General features: G+C 69.0%; 20 protein-coding genes and 1 riboswitch. Of the genes, 12 read left to right on the top strand and 8 right to left on the bottom strand.

Annotated elements, in window-relative coordinates; all coding sequences use genetic code 11:
* Positions 1 to 169 precede the first annotated feature (169 nt).
* Together MVF76_RS04820 and ilvD are read left to right on the top strand one after the other, a co-directional pair.
* Positions 170 to 2,218, top strand: coding sequence for an EAL domain-containing protein (locus MVF76_RS04820; protein WP_297527661.1), 2,049 nt, complete (start codon positions 170 to 172; stop codon positions 2,216 to 2,218).
* A gap of 174 nt (positions 2,219 to 2,392) precedes the next feature.
* Positions 2,393 to 4,075 carry a dihydroxy-acid dehydratase gene (gene ilvD, locus MVF76_RS04815; RefSeq protein ID WP_297527660.1) on the top strand — a complete coding sequence of 561 codons (1,683 nt, stop codon included), beginning with the start codon at positions 2,393 to 2,395 and terminating at the stop codon, positions 4,073 to 4,075.
* Between the two features lie 30 nt (positions 4,076 to 4,105).
* Here the strand turns inward: ilvD and MVF76_RS04810 are convergent, their stop codons facing one another.
* Positions 4,106 to 4,780 carry a TIGR04211 family SH3 domain-containing protein gene (locus MVF76_RS04810; RefSeq protein ID WP_297527659.1) on the bottom strand — a complete coding sequence of 225 codons (675 nt, stop codon included), beginning with the start codon at positions 4,778 to 4,780 and terminating at the stop codon, positions 4,106 to 4,108.
* A gap of 189 nt (positions 4,781 to 4,969) precedes the next feature.
* Between MVF76_RS04810 and MVF76_RS04805 the strand changes: the two genes are divergently transcribed.
* From MVF76_RS04805 to MVF76_RS04790, 4 genes are read left to right on the top strand one after another with little or no spacing between them, the layout of a single operon-like run.
* Positions 4,970 to 5,308 (top strand): thioredoxin family protein, encoded by a 339-nt coding sequence (locus MVF76_RS04805; RefSeq protein WP_297527658.1) that lies wholly within the window; start codon positions 4,970 to 4,972, stop codon positions 5,306 to 5,308.
* Entirely contained in the window at positions 5,305 to 5,865 is a 561-nt protein-coding gene (gene ampD, locus MVF76_RS04800) for a 1,6-anhydro-N-acetylmuramyl-L-alanine amidase AmpD (RefSeq protein ID WP_297527657.1), read from the top strand. The genes MVF76_RS04805 and ampD overlap by 4 nt, the downstream gene beginning before the upstream one ends.
* 42 nt (positions 5,866 to 5,907) lie before the next feature.
* Positions 5,908 to 6,780 (top strand): regulatory signaling modulator protein AmpE, encoded by an 873-nt coding sequence (ampE, locus tag MVF76_RS04795; RefSeq protein ID WP_297527656.1) that lies wholly within the window; start codon positions 5,908 to 5,910, stop codon positions 6,778 to 6,780.
* Between the two features lie 5 nt (positions 6,781 to 6,785).
* Positions 6,786 to 7,370 (top strand): histidine phosphatase family protein, encoded by a 585-nt coding sequence (locus MVF76_RS04790; protein WP_297527655.1) that lies wholly within the window; start codon positions 6,786 to 6,788, stop codon positions 7,368 to 7,370.
* Positions 7,371 to 7,460: 90 nt separating this feature from the next.
* Here the strand turns inward: MVF76_RS04790 and MVF76_RS04785 are convergent, their stop codons facing one another.
* The gene (locus tag MVF76_RS04785; RefSeq protein WP_297527654.1) at positions 7,461 to 8,228 is read right to left on the bottom strand and encodes a hypothetical protein; all 768 of its coding nucleotides are present in this window, start codon (positions 8,226 to 8,228) and stop codon (positions 7,461 to 7,463) included.
* A 99-nt stretch (positions 8,229 to 8,327) separates the two neighbouring features.
* Between MVF76_RS04785 and MVF76_RS04780 the strand changes: the two genes are divergently transcribed.
* The gene (locus MVF76_RS04780) at positions 8,328 to 9,203 is read left to right on the top strand and encodes a cobalamin-binding protein (RefSeq protein WP_297527653.1); all 876 of its coding nucleotides are present in this window, start codon (positions 8,328 to 8,330) and stop codon (positions 9,201 to 9,203) included.
* Positions 9,204 to 9,306: 103 nt separating this feature from the next.
* Here MVF76_RS04780 and MVF76_RS04775 read toward each other — a convergent pair whose 3' ends face one another.
* The 3 genes from MVF76_RS04775 to btuB are packed head-to-tail and all read right to left on the bottom strand — an operon-like array spanning position 9,307 to position 12,402.
* Positions 9,307 to 9,855 (bottom strand): cob(I)yrinic acid a,c-diamide adenosyltransferase, encoded by a 549-nt coding sequence (locus MVF76_RS04775; protein ID WP_297527652.1) that lies wholly within the window; start codon positions 9,853 to 9,855, stop codon positions 9,307 to 9,309.
* A gap of 12 nt (positions 9,856 to 9,867) precedes the next feature.
* Positions 9,868 to 10,569, bottom strand: a complete 702-nt coding sequence (locus MVF76_RS04770) for an energy transducer TonB (protein ID WP_297527651.1) — start codon at positions 10,567 to 10,569, stop codon at positions 9,868 to 9,870.
* Between the two features lie 6 nt (positions 10,570 to 10,575).
* The gene (btuB, locus tag MVF76_RS04765) at positions 10,576 to 12,402 is read right to left on the bottom strand and encodes a TonB-dependent vitamin B12 receptor (RefSeq protein ID WP_411293545.1); all 1,827 of its coding nucleotides are present in this window, start codon (positions 12,400 to 12,402) and stop codon (positions 10,576 to 10,578) included.
* 128 nt (positions 12,403 to 12,530) lie between these two features.
* Positions 12,531 to 12,761: riboswitch (cobalamin riboswitch) on the bottom strand.
* A gap of 136 nt (positions 12,762 to 12,897) precedes the next feature.
* On the opposite strand from btuB, the gene MVF76_RS04760 reads away from it, so the two are divergent.
* From MVF76_RS04760 to MVF76_RS04750, 3 genes are all read left to right on the top strand, one after another.
* Positions 12,898 to 13,350: a hypothetical protein gene (locus tag MVF76_RS04760; RefSeq protein WP_297527649.1), complete on the top strand. Its 453-nt coding sequence runs from the start codon at positions 12,898 to 12,900 to the stop codon at positions 13,348 to 13,350.
* Positions 13,351 to 13,455: 105 nt separating this feature from the next.
* Positions 13,456 to 13,686, top strand: a complete 231-nt coding sequence (locus MVF76_RS04755) for a sulfurtransferase TusA family protein (protein ID WP_297527648.1) — start codon at positions 13,456 to 13,458, stop codon at positions 13,684 to 13,686.
* 313 nt (positions 13,687 to 13,999) lie between these two features.
* Positions 14,000 to 14,599 carry a TetR/AcrR family transcriptional regulator gene (locus MVF76_RS04750; RefSeq protein ID WP_297527647.1) on the top strand — a complete coding sequence of 200 codons (600 nt, stop codon included), beginning with the start codon at positions 14,000 to 14,002 and terminating at the stop codon, positions 14,597 to 14,599.
* Between the two features lie 45 nt (positions 14,600 to 14,644).
* On the opposite strand, the gene MVF76_RS04745 is transcribed toward MVF76_RS04750, so the two are convergent.
* Genes MVF76_RS04745 through MVF76_RS04735 form a run of 3 tightly spaced genes read right to left on the bottom strand, consistent with a single transcriptional unit; the run spans position 14,645 to position 17,042 of the window.
* Positions 14,645 to 15,403 (bottom strand): ABC transporter ATP-binding protein, encoded by a 759-nt coding sequence (locus MVF76_RS04745; RefSeq protein ID WP_297527646.1) that lies wholly within the window; start codon positions 15,401 to 15,403, stop codon positions 14,645 to 14,647.
* Positions 15,397 to 16,383 carry a FecCD family ABC transporter permease gene (locus MVF76_RS04740; RefSeq protein WP_297527645.1) on the bottom strand — a complete coding sequence of 329 codons (987 nt, stop codon included), beginning with the start codon at positions 16,381 to 16,383 and terminating at the stop codon, positions 15,397 to 15,399. The genes MVF76_RS04745 and MVF76_RS04740 overlap by 7 nt, the downstream gene beginning before the upstream one ends.
* Before the next feature lie 2 nt (positions 16,384 to 16,385).
* Positions 16,386 to 17,042 carry an HAD family hydrolase gene (locus MVF76_RS04735; RefSeq protein WP_297527644.1) on the bottom strand — a complete coding sequence of 219 codons (657 nt, stop codon included), beginning with the start codon at positions 17,040 to 17,042 and terminating at the stop codon, positions 16,386 to 16,388.
* Between the two features lie 151 nt (positions 17,043 to 17,193).
* Here MVF76_RS04735 and MVF76_RS04730 point away from each other — a divergent pair, with 151 nt between their 5' ends.
* Together MVF76_RS04730 and ptsP are read left to right on the top strand one after the other, a co-directional pair.
* Complete coding sequence (locus tag MVF76_RS04730; RefSeq protein ID WP_297527643.1) at positions 17,194 to 17,727, top strand: RNA pyrophosphohydrolase; 534 nt, start codon at positions 17,194 to 17,196, stop codon at positions 17,725 to 17,727.
* A gap of 73 nt (positions 17,728 to 17,800) precedes the next feature.
* Positions 17,801 to 20,074: a phosphoenolpyruvate--protein phosphotransferase gene (gene ptsP, locus MVF76_RS04725; RefSeq protein WP_297527642.1), complete on the top strand. Its 2,274-nt coding sequence runs from the start codon at positions 17,801 to 17,803 to the stop codon at positions 20,072 to 20,074.
* The last annotated feature ends 86 nt before the right edge of the window (positions 20,075 to 20,160 follow it).

Genomic DNA, 20,160 nt, shown 5'->3' with positions numbered 1-20,160 from the left:
CGGCAGCAATCGACAGCGGCTGCGGGCAGATCGATCGCCAGCCTCGCACCATTTTGGTGCCAACGAAATGGAATGTTCGGTCTGGCCGGATGCCAGTTGCGGCGAGACAATCCCCGTCTATAATCGGTTGCCGGAGGCCTGTTTATCTTGCCGTTCCGCATTTCCCTTCATGAAGGAAGCTGACCTGTATCTTTCGCCAGACCAGATCGAACGCCTCCTGAACGGACTCCATGCCTTCCATGAAGGTTACGGTGCGCTGGAGACCCTGCTGGACGAGCGGCGCGAGCGCCTGCTGCTCGATGGGTTCCGGGAACTCCTGGGCTGTTTTTTCGAGGAACAGGCCGCATCGGCGCCGGTGGTCGAGTCCCTGGCCGGGACCTATCACTCGGCGCACATTCCCTTCGCATTGCTGATGGGCAGTTTCAACCATATCAAGGCTGAGCTGACGCAGTCGGTGGCAGCCAACACCGACGAGCCCCTGCGGCATTACCGGGAGATCGACGAGACCTTCGAACGCATCAAGCGTGACACGGCGCGTGCCTATCTGCTGTGCGAAGTCCGCGAGCCCGATCACCTGCCGGCGAAGATCCTGCAGGAAAAGATCCTGATCCGCCTCTACATCGAATGGCTCGAGGCCATCAACCGGGCGATTCGGGACGACGACCTCAGCGGCTACCCGCTCGAACCTGCCGATCAGAGCCCGTTCCATGCCGCCCTGCGCTACCCCGAGAGCATGCTGATCTGTCTCGATCTGAAGCTCTGCGACCAGATCCTCGAACAGCATCGCCTGATCACCCAGCAGTCCAGCATTCTCTATGCCATGCTGTGTGCGGGGCGCTTCGAACAGGCCTACATCGCCTACCAGGACATGGTCAGGAAGGTGGCCGAGCTGCTCAACCTGCTGAGCGTGCTCTATTTCGAGAGCCAGACCAACCGCATCAACCGGTTCTTCAACTTTCTGCAGGCGGCGCTCTATCTGCCCGGGCGCAAGTTCCTGAGCGTGATCAACCTCCGCGACCTGGGGCGGCTCAACAAGCTGTATGGCACCGACGTGGGCGACCGGGCGCTGGACTGCGTGGATGGCGTCCTGCAGGCGGAGGCCGAGGCCAACCGCGCGTGGCTGGTCCATACCCGCGGCATCGCCGGGGATTTCTATCTCATCGGGTGTGACACCGATGCCGAGACCGTGCAGGCACTGCTGCGCCGGATCCACCGGGAGGTCGTGGCCAGGTGCAGCGAGGCGTTGCCCACGGACATCGACCTGCTCTATCGCGGTATCGAACTGACGGATCTCAACGAGCTGACCACCGAGAACATGCACCTGCTGGTGCAATACCTCACGGATCAGGCCCGTGAGGCCGACGTGCAGGTGCTCACCGGCGAAGAACATACCCGGGCCATGGTCGACTGGCTCAAGGCCCAGTATCACAAATCGCTCGACCTGCAGGCCAAGCTGACCCCCGAGCAGACCGACATCTTCATCCAGCCGCTGGTGACGCTCGACAATCGGCGTCGCATTCATGCCTTCGAGGTGCTGGGCCGCTTCCGCGATGGCGAGGGCCATATCAGTGCCGGGCTGTTCATCGACGACATCATCGCCATGGGCCTGGCGGCCGAGTTCGACCGCCTGGTGCTCGAAGCGGTGGCCCGCCATGCGCCGGCCCTGTCGCGGATCACCCGGCGCCTGTTCATCAATGTCTCGGCCGATTCCCTGGAGCGGGACGACTATCTGGCCACCCTGGTTCGCATCCTGGAAGGGCCGCTGAAGGATTTCGAGGTGGTGCTGGAACTGACCGAGCAGGTGCTGCTCGAACGCCGCGCGCGGGTCGGCGAACTGCATCGCCGACATGGACTGGTGTTCGCCATCGACGACTTCGGCACCGGCTATTCCACCCTGCAGACAGTGATCGAGCTGGCCCTGGACGGCAGCGTGCGCTACCTGAAGCTGGACGGCTCCCTCACCCGCGACATCACCACCAGCATGGCCAACCAGCACATCATGCAGATCACCCGGCAGATGGCCCAGGCACTGGGTCTGGAAACGGTGGTCGAGTTCGTGGAGACCCGCGAACAGGCCGGTACCCTGGAGTCCATGCGGATGGACTTCGGCCAGGGCTACCTGCTCGGCGTCCCCGATCCGGTGCCCATCTGGCTCGGCAAGCTCAACTACCTGGAGTCCCGCCTGCCGCCCGGCGGGGCGGAATCCTTCACCCTCTGAACCGCCGCCATTCCAGGCGTGCGCAACCGTGACGCCGGCAGCGCGTCACGGTCGCCGCCCTCTCTGCGCCCGGGCGCGGTAACCCGGGCAGGCCCGGCCGAAATGCTGGCGGCTGGGGTACAATAGCGCACTTTCCGGCCCCGCCGGGCCTGTTCCATTCCCCCGGAGAGTCTGATGTCCGACAAGAAACTGAACCGCTACAGTTCCCGCATTACCCAGCCCCGCGCACAGGGCGCCTCCCAGGCCATGCTCTATGGTACCGGGCTTACCCGCGAGGACATGGACCGGCCCCAGATCGGCATCGCCAGTGTCTGGTGGGAGGGCAACACCTGCAACATGCACCTCAACGACCTGGCGGCGAAGGTGAAGGAGGGCGTGGTCGAGGCCGGCATGGTCGGCATGCGCTTCAACACCATCGGTGTCTCCGACGGCATCTCCATGGGCACCGAGGGCATGAGCTACTCGCTGCAGTCGCGCGAGATCATCGCCGATTCGGTGGAGACGGTAGTCGCTGCACAGTGGTACGACGGCCTGATTGCCCTGCCCGGCTGCGACAAGAACATGCCCGGCACGGTAATCGCCATGGGGCGGCTCAACCGGCCCTCGATTATGGTCTATGGCGGCACCATCCGCGCCGGCCACAGCCATGGCAAGACGCTGGACATTGTCTCCGCCTTCCAGAGCTATGGCGAATACCTGGCGGAAAAGATCGATGACGAGGAACGCCAGGACATTGTCGAGCATGCCTGCCCCGGGCCGGGCGCCTGCGGCGGCATGTACACGGCCAACACCATGGCCACCGCCATCGAGGCCATGGGCATGAGCCTGCCCTTCAGTTCTTCCACGCCGGCCGACGATGCCGAAAAGCTGCGCGAGTGCCACCGTGCCGGCGCCGCCATGCGGGTGCTGCTGGAACGCGACATCAAGCCCCGCGACATCATGACCCGCGCCGCCTTCGAGAACGCCATGGTGATGATCATGGCCACGGGCGGTTCGACCAATGCGGTGCTGCACCTGATCGCCATGGCACGGGCGGTCGGCGTGGAGCTGACTCTGGACGACTTCCAGGTCGTGTCCGATCGCATTCCCTTCCTCGCCGATCTCAAGCCCTCGGGCCGTTATGTCATGGAAGACCTGCACAAGGTGGGCGGTATCCCGGCATTGATGAAGTACCTGCTGCGCGAGGGCCTGCTCGACGGCAACTGCATGACGGTGACGGGACGTACCCTGGGCGAGAACCTCGAAGAGGTCGACGATCTCACGCCAGGCCAGGACGTCATTCGCCCGCTGGACAACCCCATCAAAGAGAGCGGCCACATCCGCATCCTGCGCGGGAACCTGGCGCCGGGCGGCGCCGTGGCCAAGATCACCGGCAAGGAGGGGCTGCACTTCTCCGGGCCGGCCAAGGTCTACGACTGCGAGGAGGACATGCTGGCGGCGCTGGAGCGCAACGAGATCGAGAAGGGCGACGTGGTGGTGATCCGCTACGAGGGCCCCAAGGGCGGTCCCGGCATGCCCGAGATGCTCACCCCTACCTCGGCCATCATGGGCGCGGGGCTGGGCAAGGACGTGGCGCTGCTCACCGACGGCCGCTTCTCCGGCGGCTCGCACGGTTTCATCATCGGCCACATCGTGCCCGAGGCCCAGGAGGGCGGACCCATCGGCCTGATCCGCAACGGCGACGTCGTCAGCATCGACGCCGTGGCCAATTCACTCAGCGTCGATGTCTCCGACGAGGAGATGGCACGGCGCCGGGCCGAGTGGCAGATGCCGCCGTACAAGGCCACCCGCGGCACCCTGCACAAGTTCATCAAGTGCGTGAAGGATGCCTCGCACGGCTGCGTGACCGACGAATAGGGGTGCAGGCCGGGCGCTGCAGGCGGCTTGTCAGAGATCGCCCCAGCTCGACTTGCGGCGGATGCGCAGGCGGGGAAGGATCAGGCCGATGAGGATGCCCAGTACCACCACGCCGGCACCCACCATGAACCAGTCGCGGGCGGTGCGGTCCCGCAGGGTCTCGTTTTCCTGGGCGAGGGTCTGCTGTTCGCGCTCCATCTGCATCAGCCGGCTCTTGAGTTCCTTGTTCTCGGCGTCGATGGCGAGCGCGCTGGAGGCGGTGCGGCGGATTTCGGCTAGCTGCTGGGCCAGACTGCGGTTCTCCTCGCGGAGCTTCTCCAGTTCCGCCTGCAGCCCGGCCTTCTCCTTTTCGGCTGCGGTGAGGTTCTGGGTCCGCTGACGGTCGCGAAGTTCCAGCTCGGCCAGCCGTTTCTCGGCGCGCGCCAGCCGGTCGCGGGCGGCAGGGATGTCCATCAGCAGCCGGGTCAGCACCCAGCCTTCCGCCCCGCTGGGCGTGCGTACCCGCGTCCAGCCGTTTTCCTTGTCCACCTCCAGCACCTCCAGCGGCGTGCCGGAGGGCACCATGCGCAGGATGCGGTGCTGGGTGCTCTTGCCGGAGCGCATGGGGATTTCGAGCCGGTCGGAGACGTAACGGGTCTCCGCCTGAACCTGCCAGGCACCGCCGAGGGCGGCGACGAGAAGGATGAACGGCAGAATGCGCTTCACTGGATTTCCTCGGGCAAGAGGGTCGGCCTGCAGCCGACGGATTCTAGGGTCCGTTGTCGGACACGGATGCGGCGGGGTTCACGTTTCCGGCCAGCCGCCCTGCGGGGACACCTGCAAGCTGCTAGGATGCCCATTGGCTCCGCCGGTGCATGATCGCGTGAGCCAACCCCCGAAATCAAGCGGCGCGGCATGTTTCGCAGACTCGACCAGTTCGACTTTCATCACGCCCTGGAGGCCACGACAGGGCTGGCCCTGGTGCTGTTTTCCGCCGCGGCCTGCGGCAGCTGCCGGCACTGGAAACGGCTGCTGGAGGCCTGTGCGGTGCGGCGCGGCGACCTGCAACTGTTCGAGGTCGATGCGGGGCTGGATCCGGGGCTCGCCGCCGAGTTCGAGGTCTTCCACCTGCCCGCGCTGTTCCTGTACGTCGATGGCCGTTACCAGGGGCCGCTGGCGGTGGAGGCCACCCCCGCGGCCGTCGATCGGGGCATCGCCGCACTGCTGGCCGCGCCGCCGCGGGAGGCGCCGTGAGAATCGATGCCCGGGGCTGGCTGGAGGGGGTGCGCCGTGTGCCCAGCGAGAACCGTGACGCGCGCCCCGATCCGGCCGACATCTCGCTGGTGGTGGTGCACGGCATCAGCCTGCCGCCGGGCGAGTTCGGCGGCGATGCCATCGAGGCGCTGTTCACCAACCGGCTCGACCCCGACGCCCATCCGTATTATCCGCAGGTCGCGCATCTCCGGGTGTCCGCCCATGTGCTGATTCGCCGCGACGGCAGCCTGGTGCAGTTCGTTCCCTTCGGGGAACGCGCCTGGCACGCCGGCCAGAGCTGCCACCAAGGGCGCACCGCTTGCAACGACTTCTCGGTGGGCATCGAGCTGGAGGGTGCCGACGACATCGCCTACGAGCCGGTGCAATACCGGGCGCTGGCCGAGCTGATCGCGGCGCTGGCCGAACGCTATCCCGCCATCACCGCCGGGCGTGTCGTGGGTCACAGCGACATCGCGCCCGGGCGCAAGACCGACCCCGGCCCGGCCTTCGAGTGGCCACGCCTGGCCGCGCTGCTGGCAGCAAAGGGCCTTGCTTGACACCCCCGGGGGCTGTCCTTAGCTTGGCGGCAGGAGGAGCACATGACGCTCATTTCCATTCTGCTCGGCCTGGGCCTGGAACGGCTGTACGACCGGGTCCGGCACTGGCGCCGCTATGAACATTTCCACGACTACGTGCTCTGGCTGCGCAGCCGCCTCGCCGAGGCACCCGTGGCCGGCCGGGGCGAGTTGCTGCTGGTGCTGGCCGGGCCGCTGCTGGTCGTCGCCCTGCTGCAGGCCTGGCTGGACGACGCCCTTTGGGGGCTGGGCGGGCTGATCTTTGGTGTGCTGGTGCTGGTTGTCTGCCTGGGGCCGCGCGACCTGTTCGTGGACATCCGTGCCCTGGCCGATGCCGCGGCCTCCGGTGACGACCTGACCTTTGCCCGCTTCGCCGACGAGAGCCTGGCCCTGCCGCTGGTGCCGGAGCCCGACGCCCGCATCGATCAGGTGACCGGCGAACTGCTGGCCGAGGCCAACCGGCGTATCTTCGGTGTCCTGTTCTGGTTTGCGCTGCTGGGGCCGCTGGGCGCCGTGCTCTACCGGGCTGCGCAGGAACTCAGGCTGCGCGAGGCGCAGGATGGCGACCCGCTGTTTGCGCAGGCCATCCTGCAGTTGCTGGCTGTGCTGGACTGGATTCCGGCCCGGCTGACCGCCCTCTCCTACGCCCTGTCCGGCGACTTCGAGGGCGCGCTGACCCGCTGGCGTCACCATGCCGATACGGCGGGATCGGGGTCGCTGGCCTCGGATGCCATCCTCGCCGGTGTCGGCCGCGGTGCCCTCAACGACCCCGGCCCGCACCGCGATCCCGATGCCCAGGCACGACTGCTGGAGTCCGTCTCCGGGCTGGTCGGGCGCGCCCTGTTCGTGTGGGTGTTCGTGATAGCCCTGCTGGTACTGGCTGGTCTGATCGCCTGAATGCCATGACCCGTCTCGACCTGCTTCGCCATGGCGAGCCCGTGGGCGGCCCCCGCTACCGCGGCCAGATCGACGATCCGCTCAGCGAGCGCGGCTGGGCGGAGATGCGTGGCGCCGTCGCCGGCGAGGACTGGGATGTCCTGGTCAGTTCACCGCTTGTCCGCTGCCGTGCCTTTGCCGAGGCGCTGGCCAGGGAACGTGGCCTGCCGCTGGAGATCGAGCACCGCTTCCGGGAGATCGGCTTCGGTGCCTGGGAAGGCCGCACCGCGGCCGAGTTGCGGGCGGAGGACGCCCAGGCCCTGTCGCGCTTCTATGCCGATCCCGTTGCCCACCGCCCACCCGGTGCCGAGCCGGTGGCGGAGTTTCTGGCCCGCATCGCGGCCGGTCTCGACGACTGCCTGCAACGCCACGCCGGCCGACGGGCGCTGGTGGTGGGGCATGCCGGCGTCATCCGCGCTGCGCTCGTGCATCTGCTCGAAGCGCCCGCCCCCAGCCTGTTTCGCATCAAGGTCCCGAGCGCCGGTCTGACCCGCATCGAGGCCGACGGCGAAAGGCCGCCGATGCTGATCTTCCATGGCCGAAGGCCCTGAGGATCACGGCACCGGCAAGGCGTTGCGGCGCCCCTGACCCTGAATGCCCGGGGATGTGCGCGGCACTCTCTGAAGATGGGCCGCGATGACTCAGGGATGCGCGGCGGCGATGCGGCGCAGGGTGGGCACCTCGAGGCCGGCCTCGTCGGCCAGGGCGAGTGCGCGCTGCAGGCGTGCCGGCGCCGAGCGGCCCATGCAGCCGTGATCGGGATCGCCCTCGAAGGCGGCGAGCATGCCCCGGATCAGCGCCTCGGTGTCGAAGTCGCGGCCGGTGAGGTGCGCCTGGATGGCGATGACATCAGCGGCAACGGCGCGGGCGAGGTTCTGATGGTCCCGCCACAGGCTGCTCACGGTGCCGCCGACCTCGAGGCCGGCGATGTTGGTGGTGAGGATGTAGACATTCTTCACCACCAGTTCGAACAGCAGGGCCTCCCTGTCGTCGAGGACGCGGACCGGGATGTCGATGCTCGCCAGCGCGGCGTGCAGGGTTTCGGCCGCGGGACCGCAGGCGGGCGAGGGCAGCAGCACCTTCGAGTCCATGCCCTTCTTCTTCTCGAACCAGACCGAGATCACCGTGGGCTGTTCGATGCCATGGCGTTCCCAGTCGCGCGGCAACAGTTCGTTCTGCAGCAGCACCAGCCGTTCGCGCCAGGGCGCGGGGATGCCCTCCAACGTCGGATGCAGGTCCTTTTCCGCCACCGCCAGCAGCACCAGCTCCGGGTCGGGGAGACTGGCCGATTCCAGTGCCATGTCGGTCTCGCGGGTGACGGGGAAGACCGGATGGCCGGTGCGCAGCAGGCCGCGCGCGAACACGGCGCCCAGTTCTCCGATGCCTATGACCACGACGGGGGATTTCATGCAGATCTCCAGCGGCTGGTTGCGGACGGGCGGCCAAGGATACCCGCCCGGGCGCGGGCTGTCAGCGTCGGCCGGCGGCGCTTCCGGTAGACTGCGGGCATGAAATTTCTGCTGTATGCCTTCGGCCTGCTGGCCCTGACCTGCCGGCTCGCGGTCGCGGTCGTGGCGGTCACCGACGACACCGGGAATCCGGTGCGTCTCGCGGCGCCCGCCGCGCGCATCGTCAGCACCGCCCCCAGCGCCACCGAACTGCTGTTCGCGGCGGGCGCCGGCGCGCGGGTGGTGGCCGTGGACCTGGCCAGCGATCATCCGCCGGCGGTGGCGCGGCTCCCCCGCATCGGTACCCTGGGCGCGCTGGATGTCGAACGCATCGCGCTGCTGGCGCCGGATCTGGTGGTGGCCTGGGGCAGCGGCGCGCGCGGCGCCGATCTCGACCGGCTGCGTGCGCTCGGCGTTGCCGTGTATGTCACCGAGCCCCGGCGACTGGCCGACATCCCCCGTACCCTGCGCGCCCTCGGCCGGCTCGCGCATACCACGGCGGAGGCAGAGGTTGCGGCCCGGACCTTCGAGTCCCGCATCGAGGCCCTGCGCGTGCGCCATGCCGGTGTCCGCCCGCTGCGTGTCTTCTACCAGATCTGGGACCGGCCGCTGATGACACTGGGCGGACCGCACATCCTCACCGAGGTCATCGCACTCTGCGGCGGCCACAACCTGTTCGCCGACGTCGACCGGCTGGCACTGTCGGTGAGCACCGAGGCGGTCCTGGCGCGGCGGCCTGAGGTGATCCTGGCCAGTGGTCTGGGCGCCGAACGGCCGGCCTGGCTGGCGGCGTGGGCCGCCTGGCCGGAACTGCCGGCGGTGGCGAAGGGCCATCTCTACAGCCTGCCGGCGGACCTGCTGCAGCGCGCCGGCCCGCGGCTGGCGGAGGGGGCGGCGCGGCTGTGCGCGCGCCTGGACGCGGCGCGCGGGGAATGAGTCAGGTCCCGGTTCCGAATGGAACACGAAGGCGGGCATCCGCAGGGGTTCCCGGATTCCGCTTGCGCTGCATCCGGGCTACATGAGGGGCCGCGGGGCGGCGTCAGCGGCTGCGGTCCCAGAGCACGTCGTCGCGGCCGGTGGCCCGGTTCAGGTGGCGGGCCAGCACGAACAGGTAGTCGGACAGGCGGTTGAGATACTGCAGCGCCGCGGGGTTGAGGGTCTCGTCGCGTGACAGGCTGAACAGCCGGCGCTCGGCACGGCGGCAGACGGTGCGCGCGACATGGGCCAGTGCCGCGGCCCGGCAGCCGCCGGGGAGGATGAATTCCTTCAGGTAGGGCAGATCGGCATTCAGCGCGTCGAGTCGGGCTTCCAGGTGTTCCACCTGTTTCGCTTCCATACTGCGATGATCCGGGATGGACAGCTCGCCGCCGAGATCGAACAGGTCGTGCTGGATGGCGGTGAGATCGCCTGCGACCTCGCTGGCCGGGTCGATCTCGGTCAGCAGCAAGCCGATCTGGCTGTTCAGCTCGTCGACCGTGCCGAAGGCCTCGACCCGCGGGTGGTCCTTGTCCACGCGGTTGCCGTCACCGAGACCGGTACTGCCGGCGTCGCCGGTGCGGGTGTAGATCTTCGACAGGCGGTGGCCCATGTCTCTCCTGCCTCAGCTGTCCGTCAGCCGGTATTGTACCGGCAGTTCCAGCACCCGGCTGCCGTCGATGAGCCCGGCGGCCAGCCTCACCCGCTGCACCCGGCCGAGGGCCTCGCGCGCCGAGCGGTCGAGCAGGCGGTGCCCCGAGGGCCGGGTGATGCGGATGTCGTCGATTCGCCCGTCGGCATGGAGACGGAAGCCGAGGACCACGTCGCCCTCCCAGCCGAGCCGGCGCGCCAGCGGCGGATAGCGGAAGTGACGGGCCAGGGCGAGGCGGATGTCGGCGAGGATGCGGCTGGCGGCCATGGCCTCTGCGCGGGCCTCGGGCGGCGTGGCGGCTGCGTCGGCAGTCCCGGCCCGGGGAAGCGACGCTGTGGCGGGTTCCACTTCGACGATATGCGGCGCGGGCGGTGCCGACGGGCGCACGGCCTCCCGGGGGGTCGCTGCCGGTACGGCGGGTCGGGTCCGGACCGCGTGCCGTTCGGCCACCTCCGTTTTCACGGCTGTGGAGGCTTGCGGTGTCTCAGCGGCCGCCTGTGCGCTGGCTGTGGTACCGGCCTGCAGCCGTACCGAGAGGGCCGATGCCTGCGGTGCGGCAGGCGGTGTCGATGGCCCCCAGGCTGCAAGCAGTACCGCATGGATCAGCACCGAGGCGAGCAGCATGGCCGCCAGCGGGCGGCCATCGGTGAGGGGCTGTACGACACCGGACGACATGCCCGATCAGCCCTCCGGACGATAGCGCAGGGTGAGCATGAAGTTGCGGCCGTCCTGCGGGTAGTAGCTGACCAGCTCGTAGTCGCGGTCGAACAGGTTGGCGGCGCGCAGTCCCAGGGTCCAGTCGCGTGCCGGCTGCCAGTCCAGGCGCAGATCGACAGTGGCGTAGCCGCCGATGGCGCGGGTGTTGGCGAGGTCGTCATAGCGCCGGCTCTCCGCGCGCAGGGTGCCGCCGAACTGGATTGCGCCGAATTCGCGGTCGAGATCGATGCGCAGCGAGCGTCTGGCGCGTCGGGTGAGCTGGTTGCCCCGGTTGGCGTCGTCGCCGCGATGTTCCGGGTCCATGAAGCCGGCGTTGGCGCGGGCGTCCCATCCACCGATGCGGCCGGCCAGTGTCAGTTCCAGACCGCGGATGCGCGCCTTGCTGATGTTCTGCGGAACGAAGCTGCTGTCGAAGGCGATCAGGTCGTTGATACGGGTTTCGTAGATCTGGGCAGCCCAGCGCAGGCTGCCGGCCAGCCCCGAGAGGCCGAACTCCAGGCTCTTCGAGGTTTCCGGCTGCAGGTTCGGGTTGCTGAAGCCCGGGAAGTAGAGGTCGTTGAAGGTGGGCGCCTTGAAGGCGGTGCCGTAGCTCGCGGTCAGCCGCAGCCGCTCGCCCAGGTCGTGGCCGACCGCCAGGCTGCCGGTGGTGTGGCCGCCGAACTGCTCGTTGTCGTCACGGCGCAGGGCGGCCTCCAGGTCGAAGCGACCGAAGTTGCCGAGGTACTGGGCGAACAGGGCCTTGTTGTCACGGCTGGAGCGGTCGTAGGCCGTGGTCGAGGATACCCGGTCGTCGTACCAGTCGCCGCCGAAGGTGACCAGGCCCGCTGCACCGAGCGGTGTGTCGATCTGGATGCCGGCGCTGTTGCGGCGGGTGTCGAAGCGGGAGGCGGCGCTGCCGTCCTTGAAGTTGTCGGCCTCGTCGCGGCTCTGGCCGACACGCAAGCCCAGCCGCGTCTCGCCCAGCGGCAGTTCGAGGCTGGCGCCCAGCACCTGCTGCAGCCCGTCGGTCTCGTTCTGGAAGCTGCCGTCGTATTCGACCTCGGTGTCGGCGCGCAGCAGGCTCAGGTCCAGGCTCGCCCCATTGTCGAAGCGGGTGCCGGCGCGCAGCGACAGGGAGAGGTTGCGATAGCCGTCGTCGTCCGGTTCCTCGGTGAAGCAGCCGGCGAAGGCAGTGGAGGAGCCGGTGCAGGCATTGAAGCCGTCGGTGTCTTCTCCGGAGAGCTGCAGGTTGTACCAGTGACGGTCGCCGCCGCCGCTGACGCCGCCGCTCAACAGCCGAGTGTTGTGCGTGCCAGTCCCTGCATCGAGACGCAGCCGCGTGTCCCCGCCGCCCTTGCGGGTGAAGATCTGGATCACGCCGCCGATGGCCTCCGAGCCGTACAGCGCCGAGCGCGGGCCGCGCACGATTTCGATGCGATCGATCTGGTCCACCGGGAAGTCCTGGAAGGCCGCCGCACCGGTGGTTGCCGAACCGACACGGATGCCGTCGATGAGGAACAGGACATGGCTGGAGTTGGTGCCGCGCAGGAACAGCGAGGTCTGCTTGCCACGGCCGCCGTTGTTGGCCAGGGTCACGCCGGCCAGGCCGGACAGCAGTTCCTCCACCGACCGGGCCTGCAGGCGTTCGATGTCGGCGCGCGTGATGACGGTGATCGAGGCCAGGGTCTGGTCGGCGGTCTGGGCGGTGCGGGTGGCGGTGACGACAACCGGTGCCATCTCGTCGGCCAGCGCAGGCAGGCTGATGGTGCAGCAAAGGCTCAGGGCCAGGGGCAGGGCTCGGGGGCGAAACATCATGTCGGGCTAGGCTCTCGTGTCGGGGCGCGCACCCGCGCGCCGGTTGCGGTCTGTGGTGGCAAGCGAGAGCGGGGACGGGGAAACGGAACCGGGCCGTTGCGCCGCTGTGCCGCCCTCCGCAGCACATCACACGAACGCCTCAGGCCGGTCTCCGGGCTCGCGAGTGGAAAGCCGGGCTTTCCGGGCCGATCGCCTTCCCGTGTCATCGACACAGTGGCTAGAGGATCGGCCCCTGACTCACCTACCGTTGCGGGGGCAGCGCCGGACTTGCACCGGGGTTCTCCGGGGCGCACCGGCTTCCCGTTTCACCCGCGGCCAGGGGAAGGGCCGCGGGCACCTGAAGCAGGGATGGCGGCAATTTACGCAGCCACCCTGGGGGAGTCAAGCCGCCATGCGGGGAATGTGCTTAAATTGGGCCGCAGCAGGGAATCAGGGGGCGTCGTCGTGGTTGAAGTCGTGACGACGCCGGCCCCGACCACGAGGAACCGAGCCATGAACCGCGCCGAGACACCGACGCAGAATCCCTTTCTCGAGGCCTTCCGGGGCAGCTTCCATGGCGTGCTGCGCTGGCCGCAGCTGGATGCGCTCTGGGAGGTCGTCCGCCGCGATGCCGACGGTGGCTGGTACATCTATGCCGTGGGCGAAACCCCGCCCACCGACACCGCCGAGCCGGAGCAGCTGCTGCGCTTCATCGACGAGGTCGACGCGCTGCTGCGGCGCGAGCACGGCGAGGACTACTGCGGCATCGTCTACACGGATTCCTTCGAGGCGCCGGCCTACATCAAGATCTTCGATCCCAACAACCTCGGCGTCTCCTGCGGCTTCTCCGACAATCCCCCCAAACCCGGCTGGATCCTCTCCAAGATCCCGCCCGTCGATCTCGAGGCCGACGGACCCCTCCCCGGCAACCGCCGCCGCTGGTGGCAGCGCCTGTTCGGGGGCTGACCCCGCCCTTGTCCACCAGTGGCTTGCCCTTGACAGGACCGTTCGCCTGGTCTAAATAAGTAAACGTTTACTAACTTATTGGCGCACGGCGCCAGGAGGCGGGAGATGAGCACATTCGACACGGAACTGGACGCACGCGGTCTCAATTGTCCGCTGCCCATTCTTCGGGCCAAGAAGAGCATCGCCGGCATGAGCAGCGGCCAGGTGCTGCGCATCCTGGCCACCGATCCGGGCTCGGTGAAGGACTTCGAGGCCTTCTGCAAGCAGACCGGCAACCAGTTGGTGGCGTCCAATGATGCCGGCGGCGAGTTCGAGTTCTTCATCCGCAAGGCGTGACGAAGCGGGGCGCGGAGGGCTTCCGCGCCCCGCCGGGTGATACATGCCAGCCCCCATATTGCAGCCGGGCGGAAGCGGGCGGCGGGCAACTTGTTGCGCTGGTGGACGATGAACCGGAATTCGACCTCTTTGTCTCCGCGTGCATTTTGTGGCCGCCCGCATCCTGCTGCGGCCCTGACGGATTTTTGCTCGGTCTCGGGGACGCTTCACTCAAGCCGTAGCGACGGCCACGGCTTGAGTGCCAGCCCTCCCCGAGCCCGGCTGCAAATCCGCCATCATCCGCAGCCCCTGGTGCACTATGGGGGGTAAACGCATGAAGGCCGCCGAGCGGCGGGCGGCGATCCTGGCAGTCGCCAAGGTGCTGTTCGCCGATCGCGGCTATCACGGGGTGTCGGTGGATGAGATCGCCCGCCGGGTCGGCGTCAGCCCGGCGGTGCTCTACCGCCATTTCGAGTCCAAGCAGGTCCTCTACGAAACCGTACTCGGCGAGATCGCGGCGCGGCGCGAGAGCTATGTCGAGGCCATCCTTGCCGAGCCGGATGACTTTGCCCACGTGCTCCGGCGCATGACCCGCGTCTACGTCAATGCCGTGGCCGAGGACCCGGACTACCTGCGCATGGAACTGCACAGCGTGCTCGAGGGCAGTTCCCAGGCGCGCGCCTTCTTCGAGAACCGCTGGCGGCCCTTCGCCGAGTTCATTGCCCACTCCCTGGCCGAAGTCGGTCGCCAGACCGGCCAGCGCACGCCGGATGCCCGGGTCGCCGGCCTGATGTTCCAGGGCATGGTGCGCGAGGCCTTGTACGAGAAGTGCATTCTGGAGTCGCCGCAGGTCAAGGACATCCCCCTCGAAGCCCTGACCGACCGGCTGGTCGAGCTGTTCCTGCGCGCGGTGCTGCCGGGTGGCATTGCGTAGCCTGGAGGGAGGCCGAAGGCCGCAGTCAGGGGGCTGCGGCGGGCATCAGTCGGCGACCCAGACCCTGCCTCCCTCGCAGTCGAGTTGCCGCAGCGGGCAGCCGAACAGCCGTGACAGGCGCGTGGCTTCAAGCAGTTCAGCCGTCGGTCCGGTCTCTGCCTGCCCCCGTCCGAGCAGCAGTACATGATCGCAGCTGCGCTGGGCCTGGTTGAGATCGTGCAGCACCATGACCACGGCGTGGTTGCCGCTTGCGGCCCGTTCCCGCAGCAGGGCAAGGATCCGCTGCTGGTGGGCCAGGTCGACGTGGTTCAGGGGTTCGTCCAGCAGCATCAGCGCCGGGTTCTGCACCAGCAGGGTGGCGAGCGCCACCCGGCGCCGCTCGCCGCCCGACAGGGTACGCACGTCGCGGTGCTCGAAACCGCCGAGATCGACGGCCGCCAGCGCCGTGCGCGCCGCGGCCCGGTCGGCCTCGCCCTCCCAGCCCCAGGGGCCGAGCCAGGGGTAGCGGCCGGTGAGCAGGGTCTCGAGCACGCTGGCCGGGAAGGCGTCACCGTCGTCCTGGGCCATGAGTCCGAGGCGCCGGGCGCGGGCCCGAGGCGCGAGGTTGTCGATGGGTGCGCCGTCGAGCCGGATGGCGCCGGCGGCGGGGGGCAGGAGGCCGGCGAGGCTGTGCAGCAGGGTGGACTTGCCGGCGCCGTTCGGCCCCAGCACGCCCCAGCATTCGCCCGCGCGCACGTCCCAGTCGAAGGGGGCGCACAGGCGGCGTTCCCCTGCCTGCAGGACGAGGCCGCGAATGCTCAGCACGACCGGCTCCGCAGCAGCAGGAACAGGAACAGGGGTACGCCGATGAGCGCGGTGAGTATGCCCACCGGCAGTTGCATGGGCGCCATCAGGTTGCGCGCCGCGGCGTCGGCCAGCACCAGCAGGCTGCCGCCGCCGAGCACGCTGGCCGGCAGCAGCAGGCGGTGGCCGCGGGCGCCGGCCAGCCGCAGCAGGTGAGGCACGATCAGGCCGATGAAGCCGACACTGCCGGCAAGACCGACGGCGGTGGCCGTGGCGGCAGAGGCGATCAGGTACAGCAGCGGCCGCAGCCGCGTCACCGGCACGCCGAGTGCGGCGGCGCTGCGGTCACCGCGTACCATGAGGTCGATGGGACGCGCCAGCAGCAGGCCGGCCACAGTCAGCAGCAGCAACAGCCAGAGTGCCGCTCCCGGCTGCCAGGCCTGGGCCAGGTCGCCCATCAGCCAGAACAGCATGCCCTGTACCCGGCCCGGGGGGCTGAGGGTGAGCAGGAAGGCGATCAGCGCGCCCCAGCCGGCGGCGAGGATGATGCCGGTCAGCAGCATCCGGGTCGGATCGCCGCGCCGTTGCGGCCCCGCCAGCGCGAACACCAGCAGCACCGCCCCCAGCGCGCCGGCGAAGGCGCCGAGGTTGATCACCCAGCCCGACAGCCCCAGCAGCATCAGTCCCAGCGCCGCCACGGCCGCGCCGCCGGAGGTGCCGAGCACATAGGGGTCGGCCAGGGGATTGCGCAGCAGCACCTGCATCAGCACCCCGGACAGCGCCAGCAGCCCGCCGACCGCGAAGGCGGCCAGTACCCGCGGCAGGCGCAGTTCGGTGACGATGCGCGCGAGCAGGGGATCGCCGCGACCGGAGAGGGCATCGAAAAGCTGGTCGACGCCCAGTGGCAGGCTGCCCAGCGCCAGGCCGGCGGCGAGGCTGGCCGCGGTCACCGCCAGCAGGCCGAACAGCAGCGGGGCAGGGCGGCGGGCCGGCACCTCCATGGTCAGTCGCGCAGGCTGATGACCGGCCAGCCGCGCTCGTGGGCGATGCGGCGCAGGGTCTCGTCGGGGTCCACGGCCACCGGGCGGTCGACCCGTTCCAGCAGCGGCAGGTCGTTATGGGAATCGCTGTAGAACCAGGTATCCCTCAGGTCGCGGCCCTGCTCGGCGAGCCACGCCTCCAGGCGCCGGACCTTGCCGTCCTGGAAACAGGGGATGCCTGCGGGGCGGCCGGTGTAGCGCCCGTCGCGCATCTCGGGCTCGGTGGCCAGCAGGTGGCAAACGCCGAAGCGCTCGGCGATGGGCTCGGTGACGAAGCGGTTGGTGGCGGTGATGATGACCAGCTCGTCCCCGGCCGCGCGGTGGCGCTCCAGCAGGTCGCGGGCGGCCGGCAGCATGATGGGCTCGATGAAGGTCTCCACGAAGGCCTCGCGCCACTGATAGAGGCGTTCGGGCGGGTGGGCGGCCAGCGGGGCCAGCGAGAAGGCCAGGAACGCCTGAATGTCCAGCGAGCCGGCGCGGTACTGTTCGTAGAAGTCCTGGTTGCGGGCCTCGTATTCGTCGCCGTCGACGATGCCGTGCTCGACCAGGAAACGCCCCCAGAGATAGTCGCTGTCCCCGCCGAGCAGGGTGTTGTCGAGATCGAACAGGGCCAGACCCACGGATGCTCCTCGCCGGTGCCGTCGAAAGGGGCGCACAGCATACCCGGAGCGGCCCGGTCCTGGCCACGGCCGCGGGCTGGAGCCGTTTGCGGCGCGCGGGCCTTTCTGACAGAATCGGGTGGGAGCCAGTCGTCGCCGGGAGTTCAGGCAAGTGATTGATCCGGATGGATATCGTCCCAATGTCGGGATCATCCTGAGCAATCGGGAGGGTCGCCTGCTGTGGGCGCGCCGGATCGGCCAGGATGCCTGGCAGTTCCCGCAGGGCGGCATCCGCAGCGACGAGACGCCCGAGGAGGCCCTGTATCGCGAGCTGGAGGAGGAGGTCGGACTGGGGCCCGATGACGTGCGGGTGATGGGCGCCACGCGCGGCTGGCTGCGCTACCGTCTTCCGGACCGCTATGTGCGGCGCAACGCGCGCCCTGTCTGCATCGGCCAGAAGCAGGTCTGGTTCCTGCTGCAGCTGGTGGGCAGCGAGGAGGCGGTGAGGCTGGACGCCACCGACCATCCCGAGTTCGACCGCTGGCGCTGGGTGAGCTACTGGTACCCGCTGCGCGAAGTGGTGGCCTTCAAGCGCGGTGTCTATCGTCGCGCGCTGCGCGAGCTGGCGCCGCTGCTGTTTCCGGAAGGGGTGCCGCCCGCACCGGGGGCAGCCGGCGGACGTCTGGCCGGCTCCGCGCGCCGCTGATTCACCCTCCGATTCATCCTGCCTCCCGCCACGGTCGGCGCCGTGGTGGCGGTGGCTGTGCCAGGGAGTCCGAATGTTCGAGGTTCTGCGCCGCATCGTCCAGGAGGTCAATGACGCGCCCGATCTGCAGGCGGCGCTGGAGCTGACCGTCCAGCGGGTGCGCTCGGCCATGCAGGTCGATGCGGCGACCGTCTATTTCCGCGAGCCCGAACAGGACGAGCTGTTGCTGATGGCAGCCGACGGGGTGCCGCGCAAGGCCATCGGCAAGGTGCGGGTGCCGGTCGGCCACGGCCTGGTCGGCCTGGTCGCGGAGCGTGCCGAGCCGGTCAATCTGGAAGATGCCCCCTCGCATCCCCGTTACCAGGGTACCTGGGACACCGGCGAGAAGGTGTTTCGCAGTTTTCTCGGGGTGCCGCTGATCCAGCACCGCCAGGTGCTGGGCGTGCTGGTGGTGCGCAACCGGGCGCGACGGCGCTTCGAGGAATCCGAAGTCACCTTCCTGGTCACGCTGGCCGCGCAGCTCGCCGGCGCCATCAGCCATGCCGAGGCCAGCGGCGGTGTCGCCCACCTGGTCAAGGAGGTCGGCGACACCGAGTTCATCCTGCGCGGCGTGCCCGGGTCGCCCGGGCTGGCCATCGGCACGGCGCGGGTGGTGTATCCGGCGGCCAAGCTGGAGGCCGTGCCCGATCATCCCGTCAGCGGTGTCGAAATCGAGGAACAGGAGCGGCTGTTCCGGGAGGCCGTCGCCGGCGTGCAGCAGGAGCTGCGCGGTTTCCAGTTGCGCATGGAGAAGGTGCTGCCGGAGGAGGACCTTGCCCTCTTCGAGGCCTTCTCGCTGATGCTGTCCAGCGACACCCTGATCGACGGCACCCTGGCGCGCATCCGCGCCGGCAACTGGGCGCCGGCGGCGCTGCGCGACACTATTGCCGAACATGTTCGGATGTTCGAGAACATGGACGACCCCTACCTGCGCGAACGCGCCGCCGACGTGCGCGATCTCGGCCGGCGGATCCTGGTCCGGCTGCAGGCCCAGCAGCAGGAGACGCTGGAGGTGGACGGCCCCACCATCCTGGTCGGCGAGGAACTGAGTGCCGCGCAGCTGGCCGAGATTCCCACCGGTCACCTGGTCGGGGTGGTATCGGCGACCGGTTCCAGCGCCTCCCATGTGGCCATTCTGGCCCATGCCCTGGGCATCCCTGCGGTGATGGGTGTCGCCGACCTGCCGGCGCCGCGACTCGATCGTCAGCCGTTGGTGGTGGACGGCTATCGCGGTCGCGTCTACGTGAAGCCCTCGCCGGTGCTGATGGGCGAGTTCCGGCGCCTGGTGCGCGAGGAGGACGAGCTCAAGGCCGGGCTGGCCGAGTTGGCGGAGCTGCCGGCGGAGACCGAGGATGGCGTGCGCATCCCGCTGCAGGTCAACACCGGCCTGCTGGCCGACATTACCCCCTCGCTGCGCAGCGGCGCCGAGGGCGTGGGACTGTACCGCACCGAGATCCCCTTTCTCATCCGCGAGGGTTTCCCTGGCGAGGACGAACAGTACCGGGTCTACCGCCAGGTGCTGGAGGCCTTCGCGCCGCGCCCGGTGACCATCCGTACCCTCGACGTGGGCGGCGACAAGCCGCTGCCCTATTTCCCCATCGAGGAGGACAATCCCTTTCTCGGCTGGCGCGGCATCCGGCTTACCCTGGACCATCCCGAGATCTTCCTGCTGCAGTTGCGCGCCATCCTGCGCGCCGACCTGGGACTGGGCAATCTGCGCCTGATGCTGCCCATGATCAGCGACGTGGGAGAGGTCGACGACGCCATTGCGCTGCTGCACAAGGCCGCCGACGAGTTGCGCGAGGAGGGCTACGACGTGCGCCTGCCGCCTGTCGGCGTGATGATCGAGGTGCCGGCCGCCGTCTACCAGATGGCCGCGCTGGCGCGCCGGGTGGACTTCTTCTCCATCGGCACCAACGACCTGACCCAGTATCTGCTGGCGGTCGATCGCAACAACCCGCAGGTGGCAGACCTGTACAACGCGCTGCACCCGGCGGTGTTGCGGGTGGTGGCCGAGATCATTCGCCGCGCCCACGAGTGCGACCGGCCGGTGGGCGTGTGCGGGGAGATGGCGGGCGATCCCGGTGCGGCCCTGGTGCTGCTCGGGCTGGGCATCGACAGCCTGAGCATGAGCGTCGGCAGCCTGCCCCGGGTCAAGTGGGCCATCCGTTCCTTTGACAGCCGCAGCGCCCGCTGCGTGGCCGAGGCGGTGCTGGGCGAGGAACGCGCGGCCGGCGTCCGCGCGCGGCTGGAAGCGGCGCTGGACGAGGCGGGGCTCGGTGGCCTGATCCGGGCCGGCAAGACCTGAGGGCCGCGCGCCCGAGTCTCTTCTGCAAAGTATTGTATGTACATCGGTTTCCTGGATCTCCTGGCATCCGGGCGGGGTCGCTCCGG

This window comes from Thiohalobacter sp., assembly GCF_027000115.1.
GTDB lineage: Bacteria > Pseudomonadota > Gammaproteobacteria > Thiohalobacterales > Thiohalobacteraceae > JALTON01.
This window is presented reverse-complemented; position numbering and strand designations above follow the sequence as displayed.

Excerpts from the sequence above, each read along its gene's own strand:
- MVF76_RS04820 (WP_297527661.1), top strand. The coding sequence starts at position 170 with ATGAAGGAAGCTGACCTGTATCTTTCGCCAGACCAGATCGAACGCCTC.
- ilvD (WP_297527660.1), top strand. The coding sequence starts at position 2,393 with ATGTCCGACAAGAAACTGAACCGCTACAGTTCCCGCATTACCCAGCCC.
- MVF76_RS04805 (WP_297527658.1), top strand. The coding sequence starts at position 4,970 with ATGTTTCGCAGACTCGACCAGTTCGACTTTCATCACGCCCTGGAGGCC.
- ampE (WP_297527656.1), top strand. The coding sequence starts at position 5,908 with ATGACGCTCATTTCCATTCTGCTCGGCCTGGGCCTGGAACGGCTGTAC.
- MVF76_RS04790 (WP_297527655.1), top strand. The coding sequence starts at position 6,786 with ATGACCCGTCTCGACCTGCTTCGCCATGGCGAGCCCGTGGGCGGCCCC.
- MVF76_RS04785 (WP_297527654.1), bottom strand. The coding sequence starts at position 8,228 with ATGAAATCCCCCGTCGTGGTCATAGGCATCGGAGAACTGGGCGCCGTG.
- MVF76_RS04780 (WP_297527653.1), top strand. The coding sequence starts at position 8,328 with ATGAAATTTCTGCTGTATGCCTTCGGCCTGCTGGCCCTGACCTGCCGG.
- MVF76_RS04775 (WP_297527652.1), bottom strand. The coding sequence starts at position 9,855 with ATGGGCCACCGCCTGTCGAAGATCTACACCCGCACCGGCGACGCCGGC.
- MVF76_RS04770 (WP_297527651.1), bottom strand. The coding sequence starts at position 10,569 with ATGTCGTCCGGTGTCGTACAGCCCCTCACCGATGGCCGCCCGCTGGCG.
- btuB (WP_411293545.1), bottom strand. The coding sequence starts at position 12,402 with ATGTTTCGCCCCCGAGCCCTGCCCCTGGCCCTGAGCCTTTGCTGCACC.
- MVF76_RS04760 (WP_297527649.1), top strand. The coding sequence starts at position 12,898 with ATGAACCGCGCCGAGACACCGACGCAGAATCCCTTTCTCGAGGCCTTC.
- MVF76_RS04755 (WP_297527648.1), top strand. The coding sequence starts at position 13,456 with ATGAGCACATTCGACACGGAACTGGACGCACGCGGTCTCAATTGTCCG.
- MVF76_RS04750 (WP_297527647.1), top strand. The coding sequence starts at position 14,000 with ATGAAGGCCGCCGAGCGGCGGGCGGCGATCCTGGCAGTCGCCAAGGTG.
- MVF76_RS04740 (WP_297527645.1), bottom strand. The coding sequence starts at position 16,383 with ATGGAGGTGCCGGCCCGCCGCCCTGCCCCGCTGCTGTTCGGCCTGCTG.
- ptsP (WP_297527642.1), top strand. The coding sequence starts at position 17,801 with ATGTTCGAGGTTCTGCGCCGCATCGTCCAGGAGGTCAATGACGCGCCC.